The sequence below is a fragment of the Bacteroidota bacterium genome, from assembly GCA_016713925.1.
GTDB lineage: Bacteria > Bacteroidota > Bacteroidia > AKYH767-A > OLB10 > JAJTFW01.
The window spans coordinates 599,132-623,422 of record JADJOH010000008.1 but is presented as its reverse complement, the minus strand read 5'-3'; the positions used below and the strand labels follow the sequence as shown (position 1 = coordinate 623,422).

Here is a 24,291-nt window from a genome sequence, read left to right as displayed (position 1 = left end):
TAAAATGAATTTCAAAATGCTCATTTTTACATGAAATTTTATAAAAAAACGACAAAAAAACCTTATATAATGACCTATTCCAATGAAATTGAAATCAATTTACCAAGGGAAAAAGTAATTCTCCTTTTTGACAATCCGGAGAATCTGAAGAAATGGATGCCCGGACTGATCAGTTTTGAACCGGTGAGTGGTATTCCGGGTCAGCCGGGCGCCGTGGCAAAACTCAAATTCCAAATGGGAAAAAGAATGATGGAAATGACGGAGACGGTAACTGTTCGCCAACTTCCCGATGAATTTTCCGGCACCTACGAAATGAAAAATGTTTACAATGAAGTAAAAAATAAATTTATCCCACTGGGTCCTGACAAGACGAAATACTTGACCGAAAGCACTTTTCATTTTAAAGGTGTCATGCGTGTCTTCGGTTTTCTCATGAAGGGAGCATTCATAAAAACCTCGCAAGGGTATCTGGAACGGTTTAAGAAATTTGCAGAGGAGGAAGGATAAAATATTTCATCTGAACATTTCAATTTTTCCTGTATGGTAAAGCAAGAACAGCAGAAAAATCAAAAGCTCACGTTGAAACATTCGGACGGAGTACTACACCTCATGGTGGAAACAATAACTTACGTTATAAAAAATGCAATTCCGCAATAGTAGTAAATTTCTATTGCGGAATTGCATCAATTTTAAATTACAATTTCATCAATCGAATAGTTTTAGTTTCTCCTTTTCCATCAGAAACCTGAAGCAGAAATATTCCGGAAATCAAATCAGCCACATCCATTTGAATTTCATTTTTACCTTCAGTTACGTAGTATGTAAATTCATCGCTCAATTTTCCGGTAGCATCAAAAAGTTTAATCGAAACATTTCCCTCCACCATGGAATTAACAACCAACGTAGCCTGATCAGCAGCCACCGGATTAGGATAAAAACTCAAGTCTACTGAACTACCCGCTTCATCAGTTTCCGCTGATCCTTCTACACGCGTATTTGATCCGCTTGCAATAGTAGTTGCCCAGCAAATTTTATTATCCAAGACTGTTGAATTCTGACTGGTAAGGCTATCCTTTGTAAAGGTTTTTACAGTCGTTATTGCTTGTGAAGTATACTGTAAACTTAAGGTTAAGGATTGCGGATTATCCGACACCTCGTTGCATCCCGAGACAAGGTTAAAATAAGTCTTCATCAACCAGGCCAGACTCCTTGTAGGAATCCCCGGACCTAATATCCTCACATTGTTTCCAAATGCAGCAATACCATTTCCTGCTGCACCCGCGTTGCTTACAAAATCAATCGCATTAAATTGCTCCTTACCTACACCATTATATATCTTTTGACCAAGTGGTGTACCGTTAATGTCAGTCCTAAAAATTATACCATCGGTTTGTCCGGTTGTATATTGATTTGCGCCACAGATAAAATACTCTTTCTTAGTCGGCTCATTTCGAGTCACCACATCATAGCCATATTGATTCGCGACAGGATAATTTGGCGTAGGTCCGGTTGAAAACAATCCTCTTGCCAACACAGTGACCGGAGCAGCACCGGAAGTATTCACAACGTACAATAGCACTCTTCTGTTCAGGCCGGGAAGTCCGAGGCTACCGGTAATTACATACTGCTGAGCAACACCTGTTTCTTTTATAGACTGGAAATCAAGATCAGTTGCATTGGCTGAACTAACAAAATGCACCCATATCGGTGTACCTGAAGCATTAAATTTGGCAATAAATGCTCTCTGACAAGTGGCACCCCCTGTTACAGGTTTAACATTCCCGACAATCACTACAGTATTGCTGGCGGAATCATCAATCACTGCAGTGGCTTCTGCATTACCGTTTTGTCCATTCAAACATTTCAGGTTAAAAGTACGTACCCACTTCATCATATCCGGAATTCAGGTCAATTTTAAACAGATGAGAAGGTACGCCGGCAGCAGATGCTTTCATCAGTAAAATATCGGCACCACCGGGTACCGGAGAGGATGCAGCACCTGTTGTTGCACCAGACATCATAAAGTAACTCGTGCCTTCACCAATGGAATTCATCCGCGCAGCGAGCTCAATTCCATTTTTAAAAATAAAATACTTTCGGTTATTCTGCACAGTTCCAGCTAAGCGGGTCTTGACAAAACGCGCTCTTTCAAAGTTGGATGGTGGTGCAGTGATCGTTCGGCCGGTTCCTGCATACACAGGCGTACCGTTCGTAAGAACAAAATTCGTAATGATTCCGTCATTGAATGTTTCATTACTGGCGGAATCAGCGTAGTAACACCTGTTGCCGTACTGGGCTTGCAGGGATATTGATGAAAATAATATCATCAATAATAAGTTAATTTTTTTCATGGTTGTTTTGGTTTGGATTCAAATGTAAAGGTGAAAGTACTGGTATTTTCCTTTTCATTTGCAAGGAACATGAAAAAACCCGTCAGAAAGTAACCATCTGACGGGTTTTATAGTAATCTACTGCTTATTGCTTCACCACACGGATATTTTTCGACTTTCCGGTCGAAGTAATGACCTGAACGATGCAAACACCACTCCGCATCTCAGTGATGTCAATCCCGGCTTCGTTATCGCCCTCCTGAACCAGTAAACTATGCTCATCCATCAACCTTCCCATTGCATCTATGATTCGCACCGTAACCAGATCTTCCATAGTAGAAACAAGGTGCAATTGCAGGGAATTTCCTGCAACCGGATTCGGATAGACCGACACGGAAAGATCATCTGAAGAAACCCCTGCATTCTCCTCAGCACCCCTTCTCAAATTAGAACCCCCAGCCACACTTGTCGCCCAGCAAACGACATTCGAAAGAGCATTTCCATATTGCCATTGCAGGCTATCCTTAGTAAACGTGGTAGTAAAGGAAGGAGTAAACGTCGTGAAACTGATGTTCAGTGTTACAGAAGTTGGATTATCAGGAATTTCGTTACAACCGGTCACCAGATTAAAATAGCTTTTCGCCAACCAGCTTCTGTTTGCAGGAGCAATTCCGGAAGCAAAAGTTCTGTCATAACGTCCAAATGCTGCAATACCGTCTCCGGGAGTACCGTACTGATTAGTTTGATCTATAGCATACAGTGCTTCACTTCCATTGCCCATGTACAAACGGAGTGCAAGCGGTATACCGGCTCCATTCGTCTTTAACAACATACCATCCGTTTGCCCGAAAGTATACCCTGTGGAACCCGCTACGTAATATTCTACTACATTAGAATCTTTTCTTGTCACCACATCATATCCATTCTGTGCCGAAACCGGGAAATTAGGTGAAGGACCCGCGGAGAGCAGACCACGTGCAAAAACAATCACCGATACTGCTCCATTGGTATTGACGCGCATGAGCAATACCCTGTCTCCCGATCCGGAAAGCCCTACACTACCCGTAATGACATATTCTCCATTTACATCTGTTTCCCGAATACTCTGTAAGCTCACTGCAGTGGTATTGGCGGCTCCGATTGTCCTGAACCATTGCAACACACCACCGGCATTGAACTTCGCAATAAAAGCAGATTGACAATTCACGGGAACCACATTTGTTTTAATATTCCCTATAACGACGACACTTCCGGTAGTTCCATCATCGATTACCGAAGTCGCTTCCGCATTCCCCACTGTTAAGGATCCGCAAGGAATATTGAACTTCCTGACCCATGAAATAGTGCTCATGGTACTATTGTGTTTCATCAGAAAGGCACTGGAAACATTGGGTGTTGAACTATAGCCGCAGGTAAAATAATTGCTGGCCTTATACTTCGAGCGACGTGTACAGAGCGCTTCATCAAAACCATTATTGAGATCTACTTTCCACAAACTACTTGGAATACCTGATGCACTTGTTTTCATGACCATAATATCTCCACCTCCCGGGGTTGAGGCATTGCTGGAATTAGCGGATCCTGACATCACAAAAGAATTCCCTGATTCACAAATACTGTTTAACCTGGAGGGCAATTCCGCTCCATTTTTAAATATATAATACAACCTGTTTTGCTGTGTAGTACCGGAAAACCGTGCACGCATAAAGCGCGATCTTTCGGTGGCACCTGCTACAATAGATTTCGCCTTACCACAAGCAACATAAACGGGCAACCCGCCGGCGAGAAACTGATCAGTGATCAAACCGTCATTGAACCACTCGTTGGTAAGGGAGTCGATGTAATAGGTACGATGACCGTACTGAGCCGACGCAGACATTCCTGCTAACGATAGCAGCAGTAGAAACATAAATTTTTTCATGACAATTATTTTTTGGTGGTTAGAGGTCCTGTTGAATGCAGATGTTTTCAACCCTGAAATGTAAAAAAATATCCTTTCATCTACAAGAATTAAATATATAAATTTATCAACTGATCCAGGTCATTTATTCGACTACGAAACCTACCTTTGCCTCCACTAAAGGCTGCGCATGAATCTGTCAATGAAAGAAATATTGTCTGTTACAATGATCCTCTTTGCGGTGATAGACATCATCGGTTCCTTACCTGTCATCATTGAAACGAGGAAAAGAGTAGGGTTCATCCATGCGGAAAAGGCCACAATTGCCTCTTTGGTCATTATGGTACTGTTTCTGTTTTTAGGGGAGAGTATTCTGAAATTAATCGGCATCGATGTATCCTCCTTCGCCATTGCGGGCTCGCTGGTTATTTTCTTCCTGGCTTTGGAGATGATTCTGGGTATCCGGCTTTACAGGGATGAAGTGCCGGAAACCGCCTCTATTGTTCCCATCGCTTTCCCGTTGATTGCTGGCACAGGTACCATGACGACACTCATCTCGTTACAATCTCAATATTCCACACAAACGATTCTTATAGGAATTTTTGTAAATATGGTCATTGTATATTTCGTATTGCGATTGGTGGAACCGTTAGAGCGATTATTGGGCAAAGCAGGTATCAGTATCATTCGAAAAGTATTTGGGATTGTACTCATGGCCATCTCCATAAAATTATTCAGAACCAATGTTGGTTTTTAATTTCATGTTCCTCCTCCTTGTTACAACATATGACCAGACTAATTCATAGTTTCAGGTTTGCGCTGAAAGGGATTCGGATTTATTTGCTTTCCGAAGGCAATGTACCTCTTCACATTTTGGCTACCGTAATGGTCATCTTTGCAGGATGGTGGCTGGATGTATCCTTCATCCAATGGTGTTTACTTGTTCTGGCCATGACTATGGTGCATGTTGCAGAAGCCTTCAATACTGCCATAGAAAAATTGGTAGACTTTATTTCACCGGATCACCACCAGCTTGCAGAAAAGATCAAAGACCTCTCTGCAGGAGCTGTTTTATTAACGGCCATAGGTGCCGCCATTATTGGATGCATTATTTTCGGAAAAGCGCTGTTTGCTTATTTTTAACCGCATTTATCTCGCAAATACAACCTTCGTAACTGACAATTGTTCCTTTCCTTTCATGGTACGCAGCAGATAAATACCATTGCTGATGCTTTGATCATTCAGAATGGTTACTTCTCCTGTACAGGGAATACTGCTCCACTTCTTACCACTGATATCGTACAAATCGAACATTATCTCTTCAAAATTATCTATCCCATCTAGTCTTATCACAGACTCCGTCGTTACAGGAACAGGAAAAACCTGCACATCAATCGCGCGCGCCTCCTCCAATCCTTCTCTGCAATTAATGGTCGTAACAATCGTATTAGAAAGTCTGGTACACCCGTTCGCAGATTCCAGTACAGCCCATGAACCTGCAGCTCCAACTGTCAATGATGGGGTGGTATAATTAATGTTCAGGCCGTTTTTCTGCCATTGATAGGTAACGCCATTGAAGGTGTTCGCAGTTAAAGTAACTGTTTGACCCTGACAAAAAGTAACCGGACCATTAGCAGTAATTGTAGCAGCGGGATTAAACTTCTTATTGCATACAACAGAATCAACAGAGAAAGGTCCACAGGAAGAGGTCACCTTGACAGAAAAAGTACCGGATTGGGTCACCTTATATGTTCTCAAAGTAGCTCCTGCAATGTTCACATTATTTTTCTTCCATTGAAATGTATATCCCGGCAAACTATCAGCGGAGAGCACAACCGTATCGCCTGAGCAATAATTGATTACTCCCGACGGAGTCAGATTCACAACGGGAGCAGCATTCATCGTCACTGTTCTGACTATAGAGCTCACTGCACATCCTGCAGCATCGGTCAACATTACAAAATAAGTACCCGCAGAAGTTGCGGTATAGGCATTTGAATTAGCGCCGGCAATCGCAACACCATTCTTATACCATTTATACGTATAGGGACCAACGTTAGTAGTAAAGGTCACATTTCCACCGGTACAGAGATTCATAGGACCGTTTGGAATAATGTTGGCATAATAATATTTGACGGTCAATTTAGGATGATGTGAAGCGGTAGGGTTGTCAGAAGAAGCGATGCTGGCCCAACTCAAGGCATGATTTTCTTCTTTAAACTGCATCATAAAACCAAATCGCTCACCGGGAACATATGACCAGTGCTTCAATTGATTGGCCACATTTACACTTAAATAAGCTTTAGATTGAATCGTAGAACAAGGTATTGCTGAAGCCTGATAGTCATTTGCAAGAATTTGATGATTCCAGGTGACTGTATTTTCCTGCCAGGGTTGAATGCATCTTTTAAAGTACAGTGAATTCGGTGGATAACCCAATATCTTGGTATCAATGGTGTCTACCCATAATTTTAATGTAGCACTTATAATCGGACTATTCGCAGGTATTGAAGAAAGATCAAAATCAAGAAACCCTCTTTCTGCAGTCCGGAAGTATTTATACCAATTGGACACTTCGATAGATGGGGTATATCCGAAATTAGTACCAAAAGAACCAAAGGCCGTAGTAATATAAGCGTCTCTTCCATCGGAAGACGGCTTAAGTGTGAGGGTTTTTACAGGTAAGGTGGACGAAGAAGTTTGAGCAGTAAAAGTGACATTAGAGGAGGATTTTGCACAACCGATTACATTAGTAACTGTACATTTATACTTACCACTGCTTGTTGGCGTCAACGTTGATAACACGCCGCCTGCAAGCGCAGTTCCGTTTTTATACCATTGATAAGAGGAAATATTCGAGCCGGATGCAATGAGGGTGGCAGCAGCACCGGAACAAAGTGAAACACTTCCATTGGGAGAAACCGTGATAGTAGGGTTATTAAAAAATGTAATATCCTTTATCAGACTGGTATTACATACGAGTCCTGTTGTGAGAACCCTGTACTGACCGGAGGTCTTTACCCATAATGTCTGACTATTCGCACCTGCAATCACATTTCCATTTTTCTTCCAGACATAACTGTTAGCCGGAGTACACGTCAATAAAACGGAGTCGCCATTACACACCTGATAGATGGGTGAAGTAATGAATGCCCCCGGGTTGACAGAAATGACAATAGGATCAGAAAATAAATAACAATAAGTTCCTCCTCCGCTGGAATATCGGCCCTGAACCCTATAACTGCCCGCCTGAGTCGCTTTAATACTTGTTAATCCGGAAGAACCCGGAATCACTACATTATCCTTTGTCCAGTTATGAATTGTAATCCCGCTTGCTGCTGTAATTATCAACGTATCGCCTTGACAAATGGTAGTGGAACCTTGTACGGAAACAGTAGGTTTGGACGGTCGCGTAATGGGGATAGGTCCCGTAGTTAACGTATCGCCACAAATCAACTTCGTTTTAAATTCATATACTGCGGAATCAGTCAATGGTCCAGGCAAAATGTAACTTTGAACACCGGTTGCTATGCCGTTCTTATACCACATCGCCCATCTTTGCGGACTGAATGAAAAGGGTTCGAAGATGGATGGCACCTGCAAATCCCCACAACCTGTATAACTGCTAAATACCGGAATTAGTGCATTGCCCACGCTGGATAACATTGGCATAGAAGATGACCCAACCAAATTAGCGTTCATATCATATTGATTCAATCGAATCCTGCATCCTGAACTGTAACTTCCGGTACTTATACTAAAAGATGTTCCGAAGCCCGGCCCAGTAACAACCGGTTCACCTGTAAAGTCGAAGTTAGGGAACTCTTCAATGTACCACTCATAGGTATAATTGGGGTCAACAAACCCATTGGTATACGTCACATTTTGTGAGGTACAGAAATCCGTCGCGTTGGGAGAGACCTGAATCCACTGTGCCTTCAATTGAACGGTTAGCAATAACATAAATGCCAAAAAAATCTTAAAGGTGTGGGCTGGAAGAAGTTGATGCATTGGATAATAGTTTTGGTTTCACCCTTGCGGATGAATTAGGTAGGGAAAAGTAAAAATAAAATGGATAACCGCCATAAAAAAATCTGAATTTTTGATAAAACCTCCTTTTTGAAAGGTAAATTAAGCAATAACGAGCTCCTTCTGAAGCAATAATTCCTCATTTTTCAAACGAAGTAATATCTGCATTACCGTCACCACATCCTTCTGGCAATAGGTGACAATGCGTTCCAGGTCCTTTTCCTTCCAATATACCGTACCTACCTGCGAGCCATCGATATCATCCTTCGGACTAGGAATTCCCAATATATAGGCCAGTAAATTTAACGGAGTATAGTTTTTATAATCGCCAAATTTCCAGAGTTCCATGGTATCCAGATGCGGCACTTCCCAGGGTTTTTTCCCGTAGAGATCCAGTTGGGGAGGAAATTCGATTCCATGTACCACCATTCGCCGGCACATATAGGGGAAATCAAATTCCCTGGCATTATGCCCGCATAAAATCATCGGAGCTCGCCCGGTCTTTTTCCTTTGTTCGGAAATTTGTCTCAACAACTCCGCAAAATTCTCCAATAACACCTTTTCATCATCGCCATAAAATGACTTTAATCGGAACATGCGTTGCCCATCTTTATGAGACAAAAAACCGGTGGTAATGCAGATTATTTTTCCGAACTCTGCATAGATGCCGGCCCTTTCATATGTCTTGTTTTCATCTGCCGTTTCTTCCTGTTTCAGATTCGCTGCTTTACGCATCCATAGCTTTTGAAATTCCGGCGGCACCTCATCATAAGAAGGGTACTGAGGAGCGGTCTCAATATCGAGACATAAAACATCTTCCAGTTGAATGTTATTTAACATTGTACATTTTTTACAAATATAATTGCGAGAAGATCTATTAGTCGAATTTAAACGGATATAAATATTTAGAACTATGCATTGGGCTTCCGGCTTCCGGCTGCGGGCTTCCGGTCAGGTGCTTTGAATCCACCGGCTTCTGCATCTATCGATTTGAAAAATTCACTTTTAATTTAATTGGCTTGCCTCTAAGCGTAAAAAAAACTTTAAAATGATCCATCCACCTCACAACGAAAGATTAATAAACATTCATCAATTCATCCAATCATTAATTCATCAATTCCCTAAATTCAATATATAGAGGATAAAATCTAACACTTCCCGTCAGTTCAATGAAACCAAAAATTATCATCGTATCATGACTCCCCGTTTCTCAAGCAGCGGTATCATCGTAAAATAAGATTCATTAATGGACTCCGGGAGGAAGATATATTTCTTATCGAAGATTTCACGGTTGATGTAAAAGCTGAGCCAGTACTCATTGTTCAAACCGAACACTTTTTCCTGAATAGGTTCAATGAGCATGAAACTCATCGGAGGCATATCACCTAAATAATGGCGCAAAGTAGAAGTTTTTACATCTTCTCCGTTAAAAACACCATAGCCTTTGCTGGCAACAATTACATTTTCGATGGGATATTTTTTGAGATTCAGGATGTAGACTTCCCATAAAGGTCCTTCTTCATCAGCAATTAAATCTTTCGGAACAACGGCTATGGCGATGTCTTCTACGGCCACACGCTGGATATCTCTCAACATATTTTTCTGCTCTTATTTTGAAACGAATTTCGACAATATTTGTTGCAAAGATACGGCCAAAAAAACGGTATTTAACATATAGATTTATCGAATGCTTAATACTTACTTGTCAATGAATTATGAATAATCTTTGCCATTGCAATTTTTTGGTTGTTCAATACTTTATTAGAACGCTGATGCCCTTTGGGCATACGCTGATTTTTTGGCAAGGAGGGATTTGCGCGGATTTTACTTTCGACAAATGAGGAGCAGTATTCAATTGAGATCAGCCATCTTTATTGCACCACGAACATAAATGGGTAGATCAATCAGGGATTTATCCGGTGCCTGATTGCGGTGATGACCGAGGCGTACCATGATTATGTTTTTTGAAGGTACTGCAACAATGTACTGTCCAAGAATTCCCCGGCAATAAAAGAACTTATTCCCATCCACTTCGGATATCCACCACTGATAGCCATATTCCAGATTTGGTTTGCCTTCATTCAGTAAAGGTGCGGGCATAACACTTTCCAAAACAAAGGCGGTATCTACCAATTGATTTCCGTACATATTTCCGAGATGTAGATAGAGGGCACCTATCCTCGCAAAATCGCGGGCATTGGAATAGATACAACAGGACGCTTTCTCCATCCCTCCTTCACGGTCGATGGTCCACTCAGCAGGGTACTCGGCTCCTATCGGCTTCCATAGTTTTTCGGAGCAATACTCACTCAGATTTTTTCCCGTTGCACGCATAATAACCATCGCCAATAGTTGTGTTGCTCCACCCTGATAATAATAGTCCTTGCCGGGAGTACCCACTACTTCGAGACCATCCATCAATCCTTTCAGATCCTTGCCATAATAGGCCTCGGTCGTCACGCTAAACAAACTGGAATAGGCTTCATCCCAGCTCAGTGCTGCCGACATGGTAATGAGATGACGTAACGTTAACTTGCCTTTACTATCGTCTTTATATTCGGGAATAAACTCATTAACACGCTGATCAAGATTTTTAATCGCACCTTCTTTCAATGCTATACCGGTAAGCACACCAATCACACTCTTCGACATGGAAAAGGAATTCGATAAAGCTGAATCACCAAAACCTTCCCAATAGGCTTCGTACAAAATCGAATCGTTATGAATCACCAGCCAGGCGACACTGCGCTCCCGTATCAATTCATTTTCAGTGGCGGTATCGGGTTTTACTTTATTGTAATTAGCAGCAAGCGGCCATGGACGAGGAGTGCCGTTTGGTACCTGGCGTTGGGTGAAAATCGCTCTGTCGTCAATGTCAACAAAATTATATACAAGTGCTTTATAGATCCATGTCTGACCGCTGACCAATATCCAGACATTAAAGGCAATTAGAGCAAACAAGAAAATTTTGCCAATTAATTTGAGTATTTTCCTCATAAGCAGAATGTTTAAATCTGGAACCGAAAGTAGCTATTTACCAATAAACAAATCCGTGTAAATCCGCTTAATCAGTTTTATCTGCGTTCTAAACAAGTAGTTTTGAACCTAACTTCCGTCAGGCAAGCACGGATTAATCGGATGAAGGGATTTTCGCGGATGACGGGGTGCTGGCCATCGGAAGTTCTTCATTCATACCGGAGCGAACACTAAAGGGAAACAAGGTTTGCATATGAAGCAAGACTTTCGCTTTCACCTCCTCCATATTTACTTCACGATTCAATTCCTTTTGCAGTGAGGTTACTCCTTTATCAGGGATTCCGCAAGGAACAATTTTGTTGAAGTAGGACAAGTCATTGTTGACATTAAAAGCGAAACCATGCATGGTCACCCATCTGCTGCAGCGCACACCAAATGCACAAATCTTTCTGGCTTTTATCGGATCATCTTCATCCAACCAAACTCCGGTCAATCCGGGAATGCGACCTGCTTTGATACCGTAATCAGCACATGTCAGAATGATGGCTTCTTCCAGCAGCCGCAGGTATTTATGGATATCATTAAAGAAATGATCCAGGTCGAAAATAGGATAGCCCACCAATTGTCCGGGACCATGGTAGGTGATATCGCCTCCCCGATTAATTTTATAGTACGTTGCACCAATACTTTTCAGCAAACGCTCATCCGCCAGTAAATGAGCTTCTGCACCACTCTTGCCCAGGGTGTATACGTGTGGATGTTCACAAAATAGCAGGAAATGCCGGGATGGAAATTGTTGGTCGGCCGGCAAGGATCTGTTCTCCACCTTTTGACGCACTGTTTCGGCAAGAATTTTTTCTTGTAAATCCCAGGCATCCTTGAAATCTATTTGGGGGAGATTGTGGTAGTGAACTACTTGCATTTGATTACGAAACCTGCCTGCCGGCAGCTACTGTTTGGACACAAATGTATTAAATTAGCCTTATGAAGAAACCAAATTATATAATTGATTTCGAAGGCGAACTGAGCGATAAAAGGTTAGAAGACAGGGCAAGAAAGGTTGTTTCAGCCTTAGTAATTTCTCGAACAAGTTCTGTTCACGGTAGCACGTTAACTGAAGCTGATCAAAAAGGGTTTTACAGGTTTTGGATAATGAAAACGTTAGTGAGGCAGAGCTCATCGTCTCTAACGAAACGATGTAAAGAATGTTCAAGGAAAGATGTATAGTAATTCAAGATAGTAGTTCTTATGGTTTAGGGCATCAAGGAAAGCGATGGCGGTTGGGTGGCAACAAAGGGGTAGGCTTTAACTCTATTAGCTTGGTACGGCCCAAACTGAAGTTGTTGGGCTTTCCACAGGCCAAAGCAACAACAACACGGATTTATAAGCAACAACCGGAGCGCCTAAAAAGAAGTCGCCGCAATTATCCTCTAGTTAGAAAAAGGGGGGGGTGGCGAAGGGCAACACCTGCTGGGGAAAGCCGCCCAAGTCTTCGAGGGAGGAATGAGAAAATTAAAAGTAACTGAAGCCACAACAAACCCATATTCTCCTAAAGTACTAGCATGGGCATCATGGTATAGGGTTGGGTGGTTGGAAAGGAAATCAAATCAAAGACCAGGCCCAATTATATTACTAAAGGCGTAGAAAAATTTGAGAATATTTATGAGGGAATTGGCCACACGGCAAACAGTAGCTGCCGGCAGGCAGGTACGAATAAGTACGAATATACGAAATACGAAAGGACGAATCTACGAATCAACGAATGTACGAAATACGAATAGACGAATGAAGATGAAAATGTTTAGACCTTCGAAATCTAATCAGCGAAAATCTTAAAAAATCAGCGTCATCTGCGTTCCTTAAAAAATATTAATGTATTGATAAATAGTATATGCATCGACAGATGTTTATAGGGTAAAGAGCGAAACCTACCTTGTGGCAGGCAAGTACGAAAGAGGACGAAAGGGCGGATATGCGGATTAGGGTGGTTTCCTGATGGATGCGAATTTATTAAATAATTTATTTTGATCTTTGGGCATGCGAATTCTACTCATTGCATTGTTTCTTCTGGTTGGTACTGCACGGGCACAAAACTGGATGCAAGTGGCCGATTTCCCGGGTTCGGCAAGAGACGATGCGGCAGGTTTTGTGATTGGAAACAATTTCTATGTGGGGACCGGACTTAATTCCGGCTTTAATCCTGAACGAGATTTTTATACGATGGATCTTACCACCACTTCATGGACAACCGGTGTTTCATTACCTGTTGGAATGGAGCGACAGTATGCTTCAGGATTTAATGAAGGGAATTACGGCTATATCTTCGGAGGTGTGGGTCCCGGGAATAATTATTTGAATGATCTCTGGCGATTTGATCCCATAACGATGACCTGGCAAAGTTTAACCTCCCTGCCGGCTGCAGGGAGGAAAGGGTCTGCGGTTTTTGTAATAGGTGGAGAAGTATTTATCTGCGGAGGCAACAATGCAGCGCAACCTGCCCTTCGCGAAAACTGGAAATATACTATCGCCACGAATTCCTGGCAACAGCTCACTGATTTTCCCTTTCCGGCTCTTTGGCGGTCTGCGGGATGTGCGTTCAATGGCAATGGTTATTTAAACGGGGGAATTGACAGTACCGGACAGTACAGCAATTTCATATATAAATATAATCCCGGGAATGATACCTGGTCCATATTAACTCAATTTCCGGGTAACGGATTCGCCTATACGCAAATGTTCCCATATAACAACAGCTTACTTTTTTATGGCGGCATTGAAAACGGAAATGTGTTTCTGAATTATCTCTGGCGTTTTGACTTCTCCTTATTCGCATTTGTACCTGCCTCCGGTATACCCACTCTTGCCCGGAAAGGATACGTGGCCTGTGTGCACAACAACGTGTTTTACTGTACAACAGGACTTGTTTCCACTCCTGCACGCACCACAGAATCCTGGAAGTGTTTTAATATCACCGCAACGGATGAACCCTCCTTTCTTCAACAGCCCATCTACCCGAATCCTTTCAACGACTTCCTGTACCTTCCATTCGCCGGCCAACTTGAAATTCAAGATCATCTGGGGAGAGTTTTACTAAGAGAACAAATTCACTCCGGAATATATCCCTTCAACCAAATCCCCAACGGGAGCTATCTGCTCAAACTGAGAAGCAAAGAGAAGACGATTATTCAACAAATTATAAAATAATTTGAAAATTTGAAAATGGGATGATTTGAAGATGGAATGATTTGATGATGGGATGATTTGATCGCGAAGCCTCGCGATGGGATGATTTGAAAATGGGATGGTTTGATGATGGGATGGTTTGATCGCGAAGCCTCGCGATGGGATGGTTTGATGATGGGATGGTTTGATGATGGGATGGTTTGATTATTAGATGGGATGGTTTGATTATTAGATGGATATTAAAAATAAAGGGTGTAGGATAGCTGGATAATTTTATAGTGATTAAACAGTAAAGTGGGTCAATGAATTGGGTAGGTGCTGTTATTTTGCGTTTTCATTTAAATTCAAGTTGAATTGGCAATGAATAGCTTTTTCTTATAGGCTTCCCATACAAATACGCTGGTATCCATGTCGGCATTTCATTAAAAATCTGTACAACTTTGCTGTCAACCTTTTCACTAATCCCCTTCAAAACTCTTATATCTTCAAGTGCCCCTTTCTCTGTAATTGCGAATGAAATAAAAATCTTAGTTTGAATTCTTTCTCCGAAATCACCCTGCTCAATTGTCAGTCTGGACATAATGAATTTAAACATTGCTGTATTTCCACCTGGAAACTCTGGTTCTTTTCTCCAATTTTCCGTACGCTCTAAACTATCAGCCTTTGCCGTTGCTTTTTTTAAAAAATCGTGTCCATATTTTTCCTTCAAATTCAAGGTCATAGCTGAATCATAGCAGCCATACTAGTCCAAAGAGTCTTGGTCGGTAAATCTCCATTGAATATTGTAATCTTCATTAAGCAAGAAGAGGTAAGTACTTTCTGTTGGCTGAAATTCTAATGAATGAAAAATATAATTTCCCTCTTCAAAGTCTTTTAGAGCATTCACCTTAGCTTTATTGCAGTCTGACTGTCCAAAAATTAATTGTCGGCTTAAGATCAATAATATGACTGCTATTTGTAGTTTCATTTTAAATGTACCATAATGCGAGGTTTCGTGATCAAATCTTCAAATCATCCCATTTTCAAATCTTCAAATTAATCACTTTTCTATCCAATCCCCGTTTTCCCGGATTAAATGAATAAGCGCTTCCACCGCTCCTTCTGCTTCGATATTTCGTTGAACGACTACTTTTCCTTTATACAAGGTAATTTTTCCGGGACCGGAACCTACATAACCGTAATCCGCATCAGCCATCTCTCCCGGACCATTTACGATACAACCCATGATACCGATTTTTAAGCCTTTGAGATGATCGGTACGGGAGCGGATTTTTGCGGTGGTTTCCTGCAGGTCAAAGAGGGTTCTGCCGCAGCTGGGGCAAGAGATGTATTCGGTTTTGGAAATACGGGTTCTTGCGGCCTGAAGAATGTTAAACGAAAGACTGTTCAACTTTTGCGGAGATACTTCACCGTTAGCAGCGATCATCACCCCATCGCCGAAGCCATCCAGTAACAATCCACCCAGATCGGTAGAAGCATACAACTGAATGTCCTCGTCCCCCATCTCCCTGTATTCCCTCTTCACAATCACCGGCAAACTGCTGTTTCTCATTTGAAGGGTAAGAAATGCTCTTCGCAGAGAAGGCATAGCATGAGCATTGGAAGTTTCCAGAAGGAGCACACAAGTATGATCCAGTAGTTCAATGTTAAACTGATTTTCGCTTAGTGTATCAGCATCCATTGAAATAAAGTTCAACTGTGCTGATCTTTTTTCAGCGGCAACAAATTCTTCCGGAGTAAACAACGGATACATCTGTTCAACCTCCGAAAGCGCGCTCCAGGCCAAAGCATCCATAATTATTCCAAGCGTACCCGGAATTTCAAAATCAATAGCTCTTGATCCGGTATAAATAAAATCACAGGCCTGATCACTCAGGTTCCATTTATCTGTCGGCACATGGTAGTTATACCCTACTGCAAAAAAAGAAGCGGCTGTCAATTTCTCCACCTTACTGTAATCAGCGATTACCCTCGGTACCTGATGGTGACCGATGTTCAATACTTCTGTAGTATGCCGACGGGTATATTCGAAGGGATGAAAGGGAAACGGCTTACCGGTGTTTAACAGGATATGTCCTTCCGCATTCATCGAAATCCCGGGCAAGTCCTTCACCGGAGCATGACCGGCGCGGTGATTGTACCGGTCCACCAGCGCCCTTGCGACAGGTATCTCAAATTCGGGATCCTCTGTCAACGACACTCTAACGGTATCGCCTATACCATCTTCCAGCAATGTGCCGATTCCGGCAGCGGACTTCACCCTTCCATCTTCCCCTTCGCCGGCTTCTGTTACTCCCAGATGCAGCGGATAATTCATTCCATCGAGTGACATCCGGTAGATCAGCGAACGATAGGCCTGCACCATCACCTGAGGATTGCTGGACTTCATGCTGAGTACGATATTGTAATAATTCTCTTCCTCGGCAATTCGCAAAAACTCCATCGCCGACTCCACCATTCCATGGGCCGTATCACCATAGCGACTCATGATCCGGTCACTCAATGAACCGTGGTTGGTACCAATACGCATCGCAGTGCCATACTCCTTGCAAATTTTCAACAAGGGGACAAAGCGTTCACGAATGCGCTCGAGCTCTTCATTATAGGCCGCATCATCGTACTCAATAAACTCAAATTTTTTCTTGTCTGCGAAGTTGCCCGGATTAATTCTCACCTTCTCCACTAAACGTGCAGCCACCTCCGCCGCATTGGGAGTAAAATGAATATCGGCTACCAGGGGTGTGGTATACCCTCTGGCCTTTAATTCCTTTTTAATATTCGCCAGATTCTTTGCTTCATTGATACTGGGAGCTGTAATCCGTACATACTCGCATCCTGCATCAATCATACGAATAGACTGTTCAACGGTAGCCAACGTATCCATGGTGTCCGTAGTGGTCATACTTTGCACACGAATCGGATGATGGGCACCCATGGGCACATCTCCAATCTTCACCTCGCGGGTAACTAAACGTTGATAGGAGGTCAGGCTATTGCAATAAAGACCTTGAAGGGTTGGATGATTCATCGGGTACAAAGATACAGCAGAGAACCATGTAACAATTCGGTCAGAAAAAGGTTCGTGGATACTATAAATTCTTGAAAATCCATATATTCGTCATATAAATCAAAAAACATGCGTTACCTATCCACCCTACTCACCTTCATTTTAATCTCAGGCAGCCTATTGGCACAACCCTGTATCAACAACACCAACTCCTTAAGCTTTAACTCGGCATCGGTGAATTTTACCACCGACACCAATCTTGGACCTGACTCTGCCATTACTGTAGAAGCCTGGATCAGGGCTACCAGCTGGGCTTTTAATGTTTTCGATGGCACCATCCTGTGTAAACACAGCTGGAGTCTGGGTGAGCAAGGCTATGTTTTAAGAGCCGGCAACAATGGTCAGCTGGATTTCACGGTATGCGGGAAAGATGCTTTCGGTACCTCTATCAGTTGGATCACTGCGTCTTCACCTTCCGGGGTGATGTCTCTCAATACCTGGTATCACGTAGCCGGTACTTATGACGGGGATTCTGTCAGAGTTTTCATCAATGGTGTTCAACAGGGAGCTATTGCATTACCTGACGGAATGATTGCAGGTCTGGCCTATCCTATTGCCATTGGCAGGCTTTCTGATACGCAGCAGTTTCAAACGCGCTACTGGACCGGACAAATTGACGAAGTACGTATCTGGGAAAGAGCACTTGATACAGCGGAGATAAACGCGAAACGCCTGACCCACTTGGATCCTATACTGGAAACCGGTTTAGTGGGCTACTGGAGATTTAACAATGGCACCGGAACTACCGTCACTGATCAAACAAGTAATGGTAACGATGGCACTTTAGCCGGGGCAGTATGGAGCACGCTGGTCCCCTTCAACCAAACGGCTGCAATGCCCACTATTTTCCCGAATGGATTTATACTTACCTCCAGCATTACAGCGGTATCCTACCAATGGAATTTAAATGGCAATCCTATACTGAATGCAACAGGACAAAGCTGGACAGCAGTAGCCAACGGAAGCTATACGATAACCATTACTGACAGTCTCGGCTGTACTGCTACTTCCAGCCCTTACATCATTGCCGGTGTTGGCATCATTGAAATTGCTGCAGAAGACATCTTAGTCAGGAACGAGCCATCTCAACTCATTATTAGTCTGAAAAGCGGAGAAAACATCCAAAGCATAGAAATATTTAATGCCGCCATGCAACTGATTGACCGAAAAGCGAGTCCTAGTAATGAAGTCCGCTGGAATAAAGAGGATGTTGGAGCCGGCATGTATCAGGTGGTGATACGTACGGCTAGTGGGAAGACCGGAGTTTATCGGTTTGTGCAAATGGATTAACGTTAATTTATCTTCATTCAAATTGTAACTATTTAACCTTGTAATTTATGAAAAATTCTTTGAAATGTTTGATCTATGCTTTACTTTTTACTGTAAGTGCCTGTACAAAAGACGGCAACAATGAAACCTTGCCCGGTAATTCATCTACAGTGAAGACGACCATAATAGGTCGAGTCTTTGATGAAAACGGAAATGCCCTTTCTAATGCTAATGTTATCATTGGAAACAAATCGGCGACAACCAATATTTGGGGCATCTATGTTATCGAAGATGCGATGGTAGCACAAGACCGTGGACTCATCACTGTGACGAAAACAGGTTTTTGGAACCAGGTGAGAACTTTTAAACCCAAAACAAGTGGAAGTTCTACAGCTGATCTTTGTTTATTCACTTCAACGACTACACATACATTAAATTCCATTAATGGAGGAACAGTTACTTCGAATGGCTCAAGTATTCAATTCCCGGCTGATGCCTTTGAAAAAACGGATGGGTCTTCTTATTCAGGAATAGTCTCTTTGACAGTTCACCATTTACCAAGAAATGCTGCTTTATTTTCATTGAAAGTACCGGGGACTGATTTCAAAGGATTAAGCTTAACCAACTCTATAGAAAATTTAATTTCCTATGGAATGATTGGTGCAAAACTTTTTGATGGCAGTGGAAACTAATTACGACTCAAGAATGGGGTAACAGCTACATTATCGTTACCGGTTATACCCGAGCAATTGACTTCTGCACCCTCCAGCATTCCTCTTTGGCATTTTAATGAAGTCACAGCTATGTGGGAAGAAGAAGGGACCGCCATTTTCAATGGAAGTAATTATACAGGTGAAGTCAGTCATTTTAGCTGGTGGAACTGTGATGCTCCGGGTGGAGTTATTGTAAGCGGACGTGTTTTAGATTGCAATCTGAATCCCCTGGCGGATGCATACATATTAGCCAATGGATTTTATGGAGCAACGAGTGATTTAAACGGAGATTGGAATGGCCTTATAGCACCCCTGGTGGCTAGTAACATCAATGCACAATATACTGATGCGAATTCGGGTCAAATTTATACTTCGGGTATACATGCTATGCCGGCGCAGCCTTTGTCAGGATCATATATTGTACCTGACTTTCAATTCAACAATATAAATTGTTATACCGTTTCGGGAACGCTTAACGATTGCTCAGGACAACCCAGCTCAGGCACGGTTTTATTGATTAAAAATAATAGTCTCATCTGCTATCAATTCACAACTTCCGGCAACTTTAATGTTAAGATTGAAAATCCCGGCAATAAATCCATTCAAATACTCGCCTATAAAGGTATTTATTCAAACACACTTACGTCAAATTTTGGCACAGGGTTCAACTTAAATGTTGGAACACTTTCGCTTTGTGATACCACTAATATAAATAACAATGTTATAATGAATTTTATAAGTCCCCTGCTTGGAAATATTCCTTTATCATTGGAAGTATCCAGTTGTGTTGTAAACCTGGTTTCCGGTAGCTATGACATCAACATTTCTTACACCGACAGTGCCAGTGGCAATTCATCAGTATTCTTGATCAGAACACCTCTCTATGCGAATGGTAACTATCCATGGAATGGCTCCACCTCAACAATTAGCGGTAATGTATATTATGGAGGATTATTATACACTGTACAACAAGATGGTTCCGGAGGATCTACTACATTAAATCAGACTCCGGCAGTTGGAGGAAACATTGTCGGAACATTTAGTGGTCCTGTACTGCTGGGCGGTGCAGGTATTCAGGGAACCTTATCTGCTTCCTTCGATGTTTATCGAAACAATTAATTAATGAATTTCTACTCATTTCTAAATCTTTTTTCCATGAAAAAAATAATTTTAGTTCTCCTATCATTTCTAATTGGTTTCACATTTTCCTGCAACAAGGACGAAAACAATGAAACGCCCGATGCTTCCGGCTCTTACACGATCACTATTGCCGGACAGATAAAAGGAGAGAATGGCCTTCCGCTTGTCAATGCATCTATTCAAGTAGGTAATAAATCTGCTCAAACGGACAACAACGGAATTTTCCTCATTGAAAAAGTGAGTGTGAATAAAACCAGAGCAGTTGTAAAAGCAACCAAGTCCGGATATTGGGATCGAGCGGTTGGGTTTATTCCTAACACAGGAGCCATTCAATATTGCAACTTCGTGATGCCGCTCAAAACGAATTCTCCTGCCTTTCAAAGTGCAACCGGTGGTACGTTAACTATTTCAGGGGCGACTTTAATTTTTCCGCCCAATGCCTTTGTGACTTCTAGCGGAAGTACTTATTCAGGAATGGTTACGGTAACAGCGAAACACTTGCCTGTTAATGATCCGAATTTCGGGGCATTGATTCCCGGTGGTGATTTAATGGCGGAATCAACTTCCGGCGACATTGTTAAATTAGAAAGTTACGGAATGATCGGTGTTGAGATCAGCGACAATCTTGGCAATTCTTTGCAATTGGCTCCCGGAAAACTGGCAACTATTCAATTGCCTATTGATGCAGGGCAATTAGCCGGCGCTGCTGCTACGATCCCTCTATGGTATTTTGATGAAAGCAAAAACATGTGGGTAGAAGAGGGATTCGCCACCAAGCAAGGAAATAAATACATTGGCGAAGTAGCGCATTTTTCCTGGTGGAATTGTGATGAACCTTTTCCTCCGGCAACTATTCAGGGATATGTTTATGATTGCAATGGATTACCCCTGGCAAACGTCACTATTTACCATAATAATAATGGATCAGTTTATACCAATCAAAACGGATTTTACTCCGGACAGATCAATTCCACCCTATCGTCAACAGTATTTGCAAGATTTGGTACGATAACATCCGGTATCGTTAGCATTCCGGCACTCACAGCCGGACAAATATATAATGTGCCTGATTTCACCTTCAGTTGTGATAGCATGAGTAAACTAAAAATGCAATTTGTTGATTGCAATAATATGCCAGTTAACCCAATGGTATACATATCTAATGGCGCTGGTTATAGTTATATACAACCCATCAACGGATCAATTAATACATTGGTGCCCTGTGGAACCGCTACCATTATTGCGAATTATTTAACTTCACAATATGTCAACTTAGTTGCATTACCTTGTTTTCCTGATTCATTAGATTTGGGAACTATTGTAATGTGTGATACTGCAAGTGCTAATGATGGCTCCTGTGAATTTGATCTTTCAAGTCCATCGCTAAATATTAGCTATTTAGATACAGTCAATGTGTTTGGTTTGTATGATGTATCACCAAATAGTTTTGAAATAACTTCATATAATGCAATACAGTCTATGGACTTTAATATAAATGGCTCTTTCCCTTACCAGCCAGGCACCTATTTATTGCAAGGCTATAACTTGTTTATTGATTACTATGGTCCAAGCAGCTATTACTTTATTTATGCGGATACTACTCTGCCAAATCTTTACTTAACTATTATAAAGAATGGGATAGTTGGTGACACTATGGAGGTTTCTATTCAGGGAAACGTAACAATAATGAATAATTCTACTGGGAACGAGGAACAAGGAATAATTAACAATTTAAAAATTAAATGCATTAGGAATTAAACCGATTTTATATTTAATAACTGAAGGTATTGGTTGCTAAGCTTCATAATAAAATTAAATTCATTATTGAAAAAACCTTCACCAAATTCATCCACCATGAAAACTATTTTAAATTACCTCTGCCTGCTCTTTGTTCTTACCATTTCTTCCTGTGCCAAAGATGAAAAGGTTACTACATCCTCCGGGAGTGATGTTTCCATCACCGTCTATGGAAGAGTGTTGGATGAATCAGGAAATCCGTTGGAAGGAGTAGCTGTTCGGGTAGGGAGTTTCAGTACGCTGACAGATGTACAAGGATTGTTTGTATTTGAAAATGCTTTGACCGGCAAGAAAAGAGCTGTCGTCAAGGCTTCAAAGAACGGCTACTGGAACCGCAGCAGCGGATTTATACCATCCGATAAAACCATTCATTATTGTAATCTGGTGATGCCGTTGAAACAATTTAATCAAACCACATCTGCCATCAGCGGTGGGAACTTATCAGTTGGTAGTGCTACTGTAACATTTCCTGCCAATGCTTTTGCAAAAACAGATGGTTCTCCTTATACCGGCGTCGTAAAAATTGCTTCTCATTATCTTGGCATCAGCGACCCTAACTTCAGTGAACTGACTCCCGGTGGAGATTTTCTTGGAGAAAATACGGCCGGAGAAGAAAAGGTATTGATCAGCTTTGGCATGTTGGGTGTAGAACTTCAGGATAACATGGGGAACCCCTTGCAATTAATGTCCGGAAAGAAAGCAACCATCTCCATGCCTATTGATCCGGTACAGTTGACCAGCGCACCTTCCACACTACCCTTGTGGCATTTTGATGAGAACATTGATTTATGGAAAGAAGAAGGTTTGGCTACACGACTAGGAAGTAATTACATTGGTGAAGTCAGTCATTTCAGCTGGTGGAATTATGATTGGCCGGGAGACCTTGCGGTTGGTTCAGGAAAAGTGACCGATTGTCTTGGAAGACCTGTAGCAAATGCATTGGTAACCATCAGAGCCATGTCAAGTGTTGCATCCGGTTGGACCAATCAAGCCGGAATATTTTCAGGAAACATGCCTGCAAATGTTCCATTAATTATCACTGCCACTTATTCTGATAATACCACAGCTCCCATGACCGTGATGTTAACATCAGGCGGTTCCTCTGCCCAAACCTTCCCTGACATGGTTGTCCCGTGTACCAATGTTGGTATTCTGGAAGCTGAATTCACCAATTGTAACAATCAACTGACTACAGCTTATGTTACTATTACTGCATTGGGCTATTCTTCTTTTGTTGTTGCGCAAAATGGGAAATTAAACACTCCATGTCCGGAAGGACCTATTACCGTAAAGGCAACCAATATGAATGGAACTGCATCCACCATACGTAATTTAAATATTCAACCGGTACCGGTAGTTAATTTAACAGGTCCAATAAAAGTATGTGGCGATTTATATCCAAACACGGAGATCATGCGCGTAGACTTAAGCAGCACTGTGACCGGCAATATTGTTTTAGCTGAAGAGAATATTCTCCTGTATCAGGTCTGGGATTCTACACAGACGAAGTTCGATGCCTTTTGCTATAGCTGGCCCTATATCGGAGGAGTACCACCGCCCGACACCGCCATGAAAATTGTTTTGGAAGAAGTTCCCAATTACATTGGAGTACATTCCATTTCAAATACACCCGGATACCTTAATGCTAAAATCACTTATTATTTAAATGGAACGGAATATATTATCCGGCCACAAGTTCCGGCGAATCTTTCCATTCTCAATGCCGGAGCAGTCGGGACATTAACACAAGTACATTTCAATGGGCCATGTACTATTTACGATAGTGCCAATAATTTATTAGGAACGGGAACGCTCAACGATGTGTATTTGGCGTTTATCAGGAAACAATAGGATGTCGAGGTTTTGGATGGTGCGTTTTATAGAGAA

At 41.9% G+C, this 24,291-nt stretch carries 21 protein-coding genes; 10 read left to right on the top strand and 11 right to left on the bottom strand.

Annotated elements, in window-relative coordinates; translation table 11 throughout:
* Window positions 1-69: 69 nt before the first annotated feature.
* Window positions 70-507 (top strand): SRPBCC family protein, encoded by a 438-nt coding sequence (locus IPJ86_16760; GenBank protein ID MBK7888873.1) that lies wholly within the window; start codon window positions 70-72, stop codon window positions 505-507.
* Window positions 508-694: 187 nt separating this feature from the next.
* Here IPJ86_16760 and IPJ86_16755 read toward each other — a convergent pair whose 3' ends face one another.
* The 3 genes from IPJ86_16755 to IPJ86_16745 all read right to left on the bottom strand — a co-directional run bounded on the left by IPJ86_16755 (window position 695) and on the right by IPJ86_16745 (window position 4,251).
* Complete coding sequence (locus tag IPJ86_16755) at window positions 695-1,894, bottom strand: T9SS type A sorting domain-containing protein (GenBank protein MBK7888872.1); 1,200 nt, start codon at window positions 1,892-1,894, stop codon at window positions 695-697.
* Window positions 1,869-2,351 carry a hypothetical protein gene (locus IPJ86_16750; GenBank protein MBK7888871.1) on the bottom strand — a complete coding sequence of 161 codons (483 nt, stop codon included), beginning with the start codon at window positions 2,349-2,351 and terminating at the stop codon, window positions 1,869-1,871. Before IPJ86_16750 ends, IPJ86_16755 begins: the two co-directional genes overlap by 26 nt.
* A gap of 124 nt (window positions 2,352-2,475) precedes the next feature.
* Window positions 2,476-4,251 carry a T9SS type A sorting domain-containing protein gene (locus IPJ86_16745; protein ID MBK7888870.1) on the bottom strand — a complete coding sequence of 592 codons (1,776 nt, stop codon included), beginning with the start codon at window positions 4,249-4,251 and terminating at the stop codon, window positions 2,476-2,478.
* Between the two features lie 169 nt (window positions 4,252-4,420).
* Between IPJ86_16745 and IPJ86_16740 the strand changes: the two genes are divergently transcribed.
* Both IPJ86_16740 and IPJ86_16735 read left to right on the top strand, forming a co-directional pair.
* Window positions 4,421-4,987 (top strand): MarC family protein, encoded by a 567-nt coding sequence (locus IPJ86_16740; GenBank protein ID MBK7888869.1) that lies wholly within the window; start codon window positions 4,421-4,423, stop codon window positions 4,985-4,987.
* Window positions 4,988-5,016: 29 nt separating this feature from the next.
* Entirely contained in the window at window positions 5,017-5,373 is a 357-nt protein-coding gene (locus IPJ86_16735; GenBank protein MBK7888868.1) for a diacylglycerol kinase family protein, read from the top strand.
* A gap of 6 nt (window positions 5,374-5,379) precedes the next feature.
* On the opposite strand, the gene IPJ86_16730 is transcribed toward IPJ86_16735, so the two are convergent.
* The 5 genes from IPJ86_16730 to lipB all read right to left on the bottom strand — a co-directional run bounded on the left by IPJ86_16730 (window position 5,380) and on the right by lipB (window position 12,157).
* Complete coding sequence (locus IPJ86_16730; GenBank protein MBK7888867.1) at window positions 5,380-8,193, bottom strand: DNRLRE domain-containing protein; 2,814 nt, start codon at window positions 8,191-8,193, stop codon at window positions 5,380-5,382.
* 168 nt (window positions 8,194-8,361) lie between these two features.
* The gene (locus tag IPJ86_16725; GenBank protein ID MBK7888866.1) at window positions 8,362-9,099 is read right to left on the bottom strand and encodes a 3'-5' exonuclease; all 738 of its coding nucleotides are present in this window, start codon (window positions 9,097-9,099) and stop codon (window positions 8,362-8,364) included.
* Window positions 9,100-9,444: 345 nt separating this feature from the next.
* The gene (locus tag IPJ86_16720) at window positions 9,445-9,855 is read right to left on the bottom strand and encodes a hypothetical protein (protein ID MBK7888865.1); all 411 of its coding nucleotides are present in this window, start codon (window positions 9,853-9,855) and stop codon (window positions 9,445-9,447) included.
* A gap of 255 nt (window positions 9,856-10,110) precedes the next feature.
* On the bottom strand, window positions 10,111-11,256 hold the full coding sequence (locus IPJ86_16715; protein MBK7888864.1) for a serine hydrolase: 1,146 nt from the start codon (window positions 11,254-11,256) through the stop codon (window positions 10,111-10,113).
* Between the two features lie 133 nt (window positions 11,257-11,389).
* Entirely contained in the window at window positions 11,390-12,157 is a 768-nt protein-coding gene (gene lipB, locus IPJ86_16710) for a lipoyl(octanoyl) transferase LipB (GenBank protein MBK7888863.1), read from the bottom strand.
* Window positions 12,158-12,219: 62 nt separating this feature from the next.
* On the opposite strand from lipB, the gene IPJ86_16705 reads away from it, so the two are divergent.
* Both IPJ86_16705 and IPJ86_16700 read left to right on the top strand, forming a co-directional pair.
* Window positions 12,220-12,462, top strand: a complete 243-nt coding sequence (locus IPJ86_16705) for a hypothetical protein (protein ID MBK7888862.1) — start codon at window positions 12,220-12,222, stop codon at window positions 12,460-12,462.
* Window positions 12,463-13,272: 810 nt separating this feature from the next.
* The gene (locus IPJ86_16700) at window positions 13,273-14,439 is read left to right on the top strand and encodes a T9SS type A sorting domain-containing protein (GenBank protein MBK7888861.1); all 1,167 of its coding nucleotides are present in this window, start codon (window positions 13,273-13,275) and stop codon (window positions 14,437-14,439) included.
* 313 nt (window positions 14,440-14,752) lie between these two features.
* Here the strand turns inward: IPJ86_16700 and IPJ86_16695 are convergent, their stop codons facing one another.
* The 3 genes from IPJ86_16695 to ispG form a co-directional block, all read right to left on the bottom strand.
* Window positions 14,753-15,127 carry an energy transducer TonB gene (locus IPJ86_16695; protein MBK7888860.1) on the bottom strand — a complete coding sequence of 125 codons (375 nt, stop codon included), beginning with the start codon at window positions 15,125-15,127 and terminating at the stop codon, window positions 14,753-14,755.
* Between the two features lie 33 nt (window positions 15,128-15,160).
* The gene (locus IPJ86_16690) at window positions 15,161-15,385 is read right to left on the bottom strand and encodes a hypothetical protein (protein ID MBK7888859.1); all 225 of its coding nucleotides are present in this window, start codon (window positions 15,383-15,385) and stop codon (window positions 15,161-15,163) included.
* Window positions 15,386-15,457: 72 nt separating this feature from the next.
* Window positions 15,458-17,446 (bottom strand): (E)-4-hydroxy-3-methylbut-2-enyl-diphosphate synthase, encoded by a 1,989-nt coding sequence (ispG, locus tag IPJ86_16685; GenBank protein ID MBK7888858.1) that lies wholly within the window; start codon window positions 17,444-17,446, stop codon window positions 15,458-15,460.
* 108 nt (window positions 17,447-17,554) lie between these two features.
* On the opposite strand from ispG, the gene IPJ86_16680 reads away from it, so the two are divergent.
* From IPJ86_16680 to IPJ86_16660, 5 genes are all read left to right on the top strand, one after another.
* A complete protein-coding gene (locus IPJ86_16680; GenBank protein MBK7888857.1) occupies window positions 17,555-18,775 on the top strand; it encodes a hypothetical protein in 1,221 nt (406 codons plus the stop codon).
* Window positions 18,776-18,822: 47 nt separating this feature from the next.
* Window positions 18,823-19,446, top strand: a complete 624-nt coding sequence (locus IPJ86_16675; GenBank protein ID MBK7888856.1) for a carboxypeptidase regulatory-like domain-containing protein — start codon at window positions 18,823-18,825, stop codon at window positions 19,444-19,446.
* 57 nt (window positions 19,447-19,503) lie between these two features.
* Entirely contained in the window at window positions 19,504-20,586 is a 1,083-nt protein-coding gene (locus tag IPJ86_16670; GenBank protein MBK7888855.1) for a hypothetical protein, read from the top strand.
* 36 nt (window positions 20,587-20,622) lie between these two features.
* Window positions 20,623-22,365, top strand: a complete 1,743-nt coding sequence (locus IPJ86_16665; protein MBK7888854.1) for a carboxypeptidase regulatory-like domain-containing protein — start codon at window positions 20,623-20,625, stop codon at window positions 22,363-22,365.
* A 96-nt stretch (window positions 22,366-22,461) separates the two neighbouring features.
* Window positions 22,462-24,255 (top strand): carboxypeptidase regulatory-like domain-containing protein, encoded by a 1,794-nt coding sequence (locus IPJ86_16660; GenBank protein ID MBK7888853.1) that lies wholly within the window; start codon window positions 22,462-22,464, stop codon window positions 24,253-24,255.
* Window positions 24,256-24,291 lie beyond the last annotated feature (36 nt).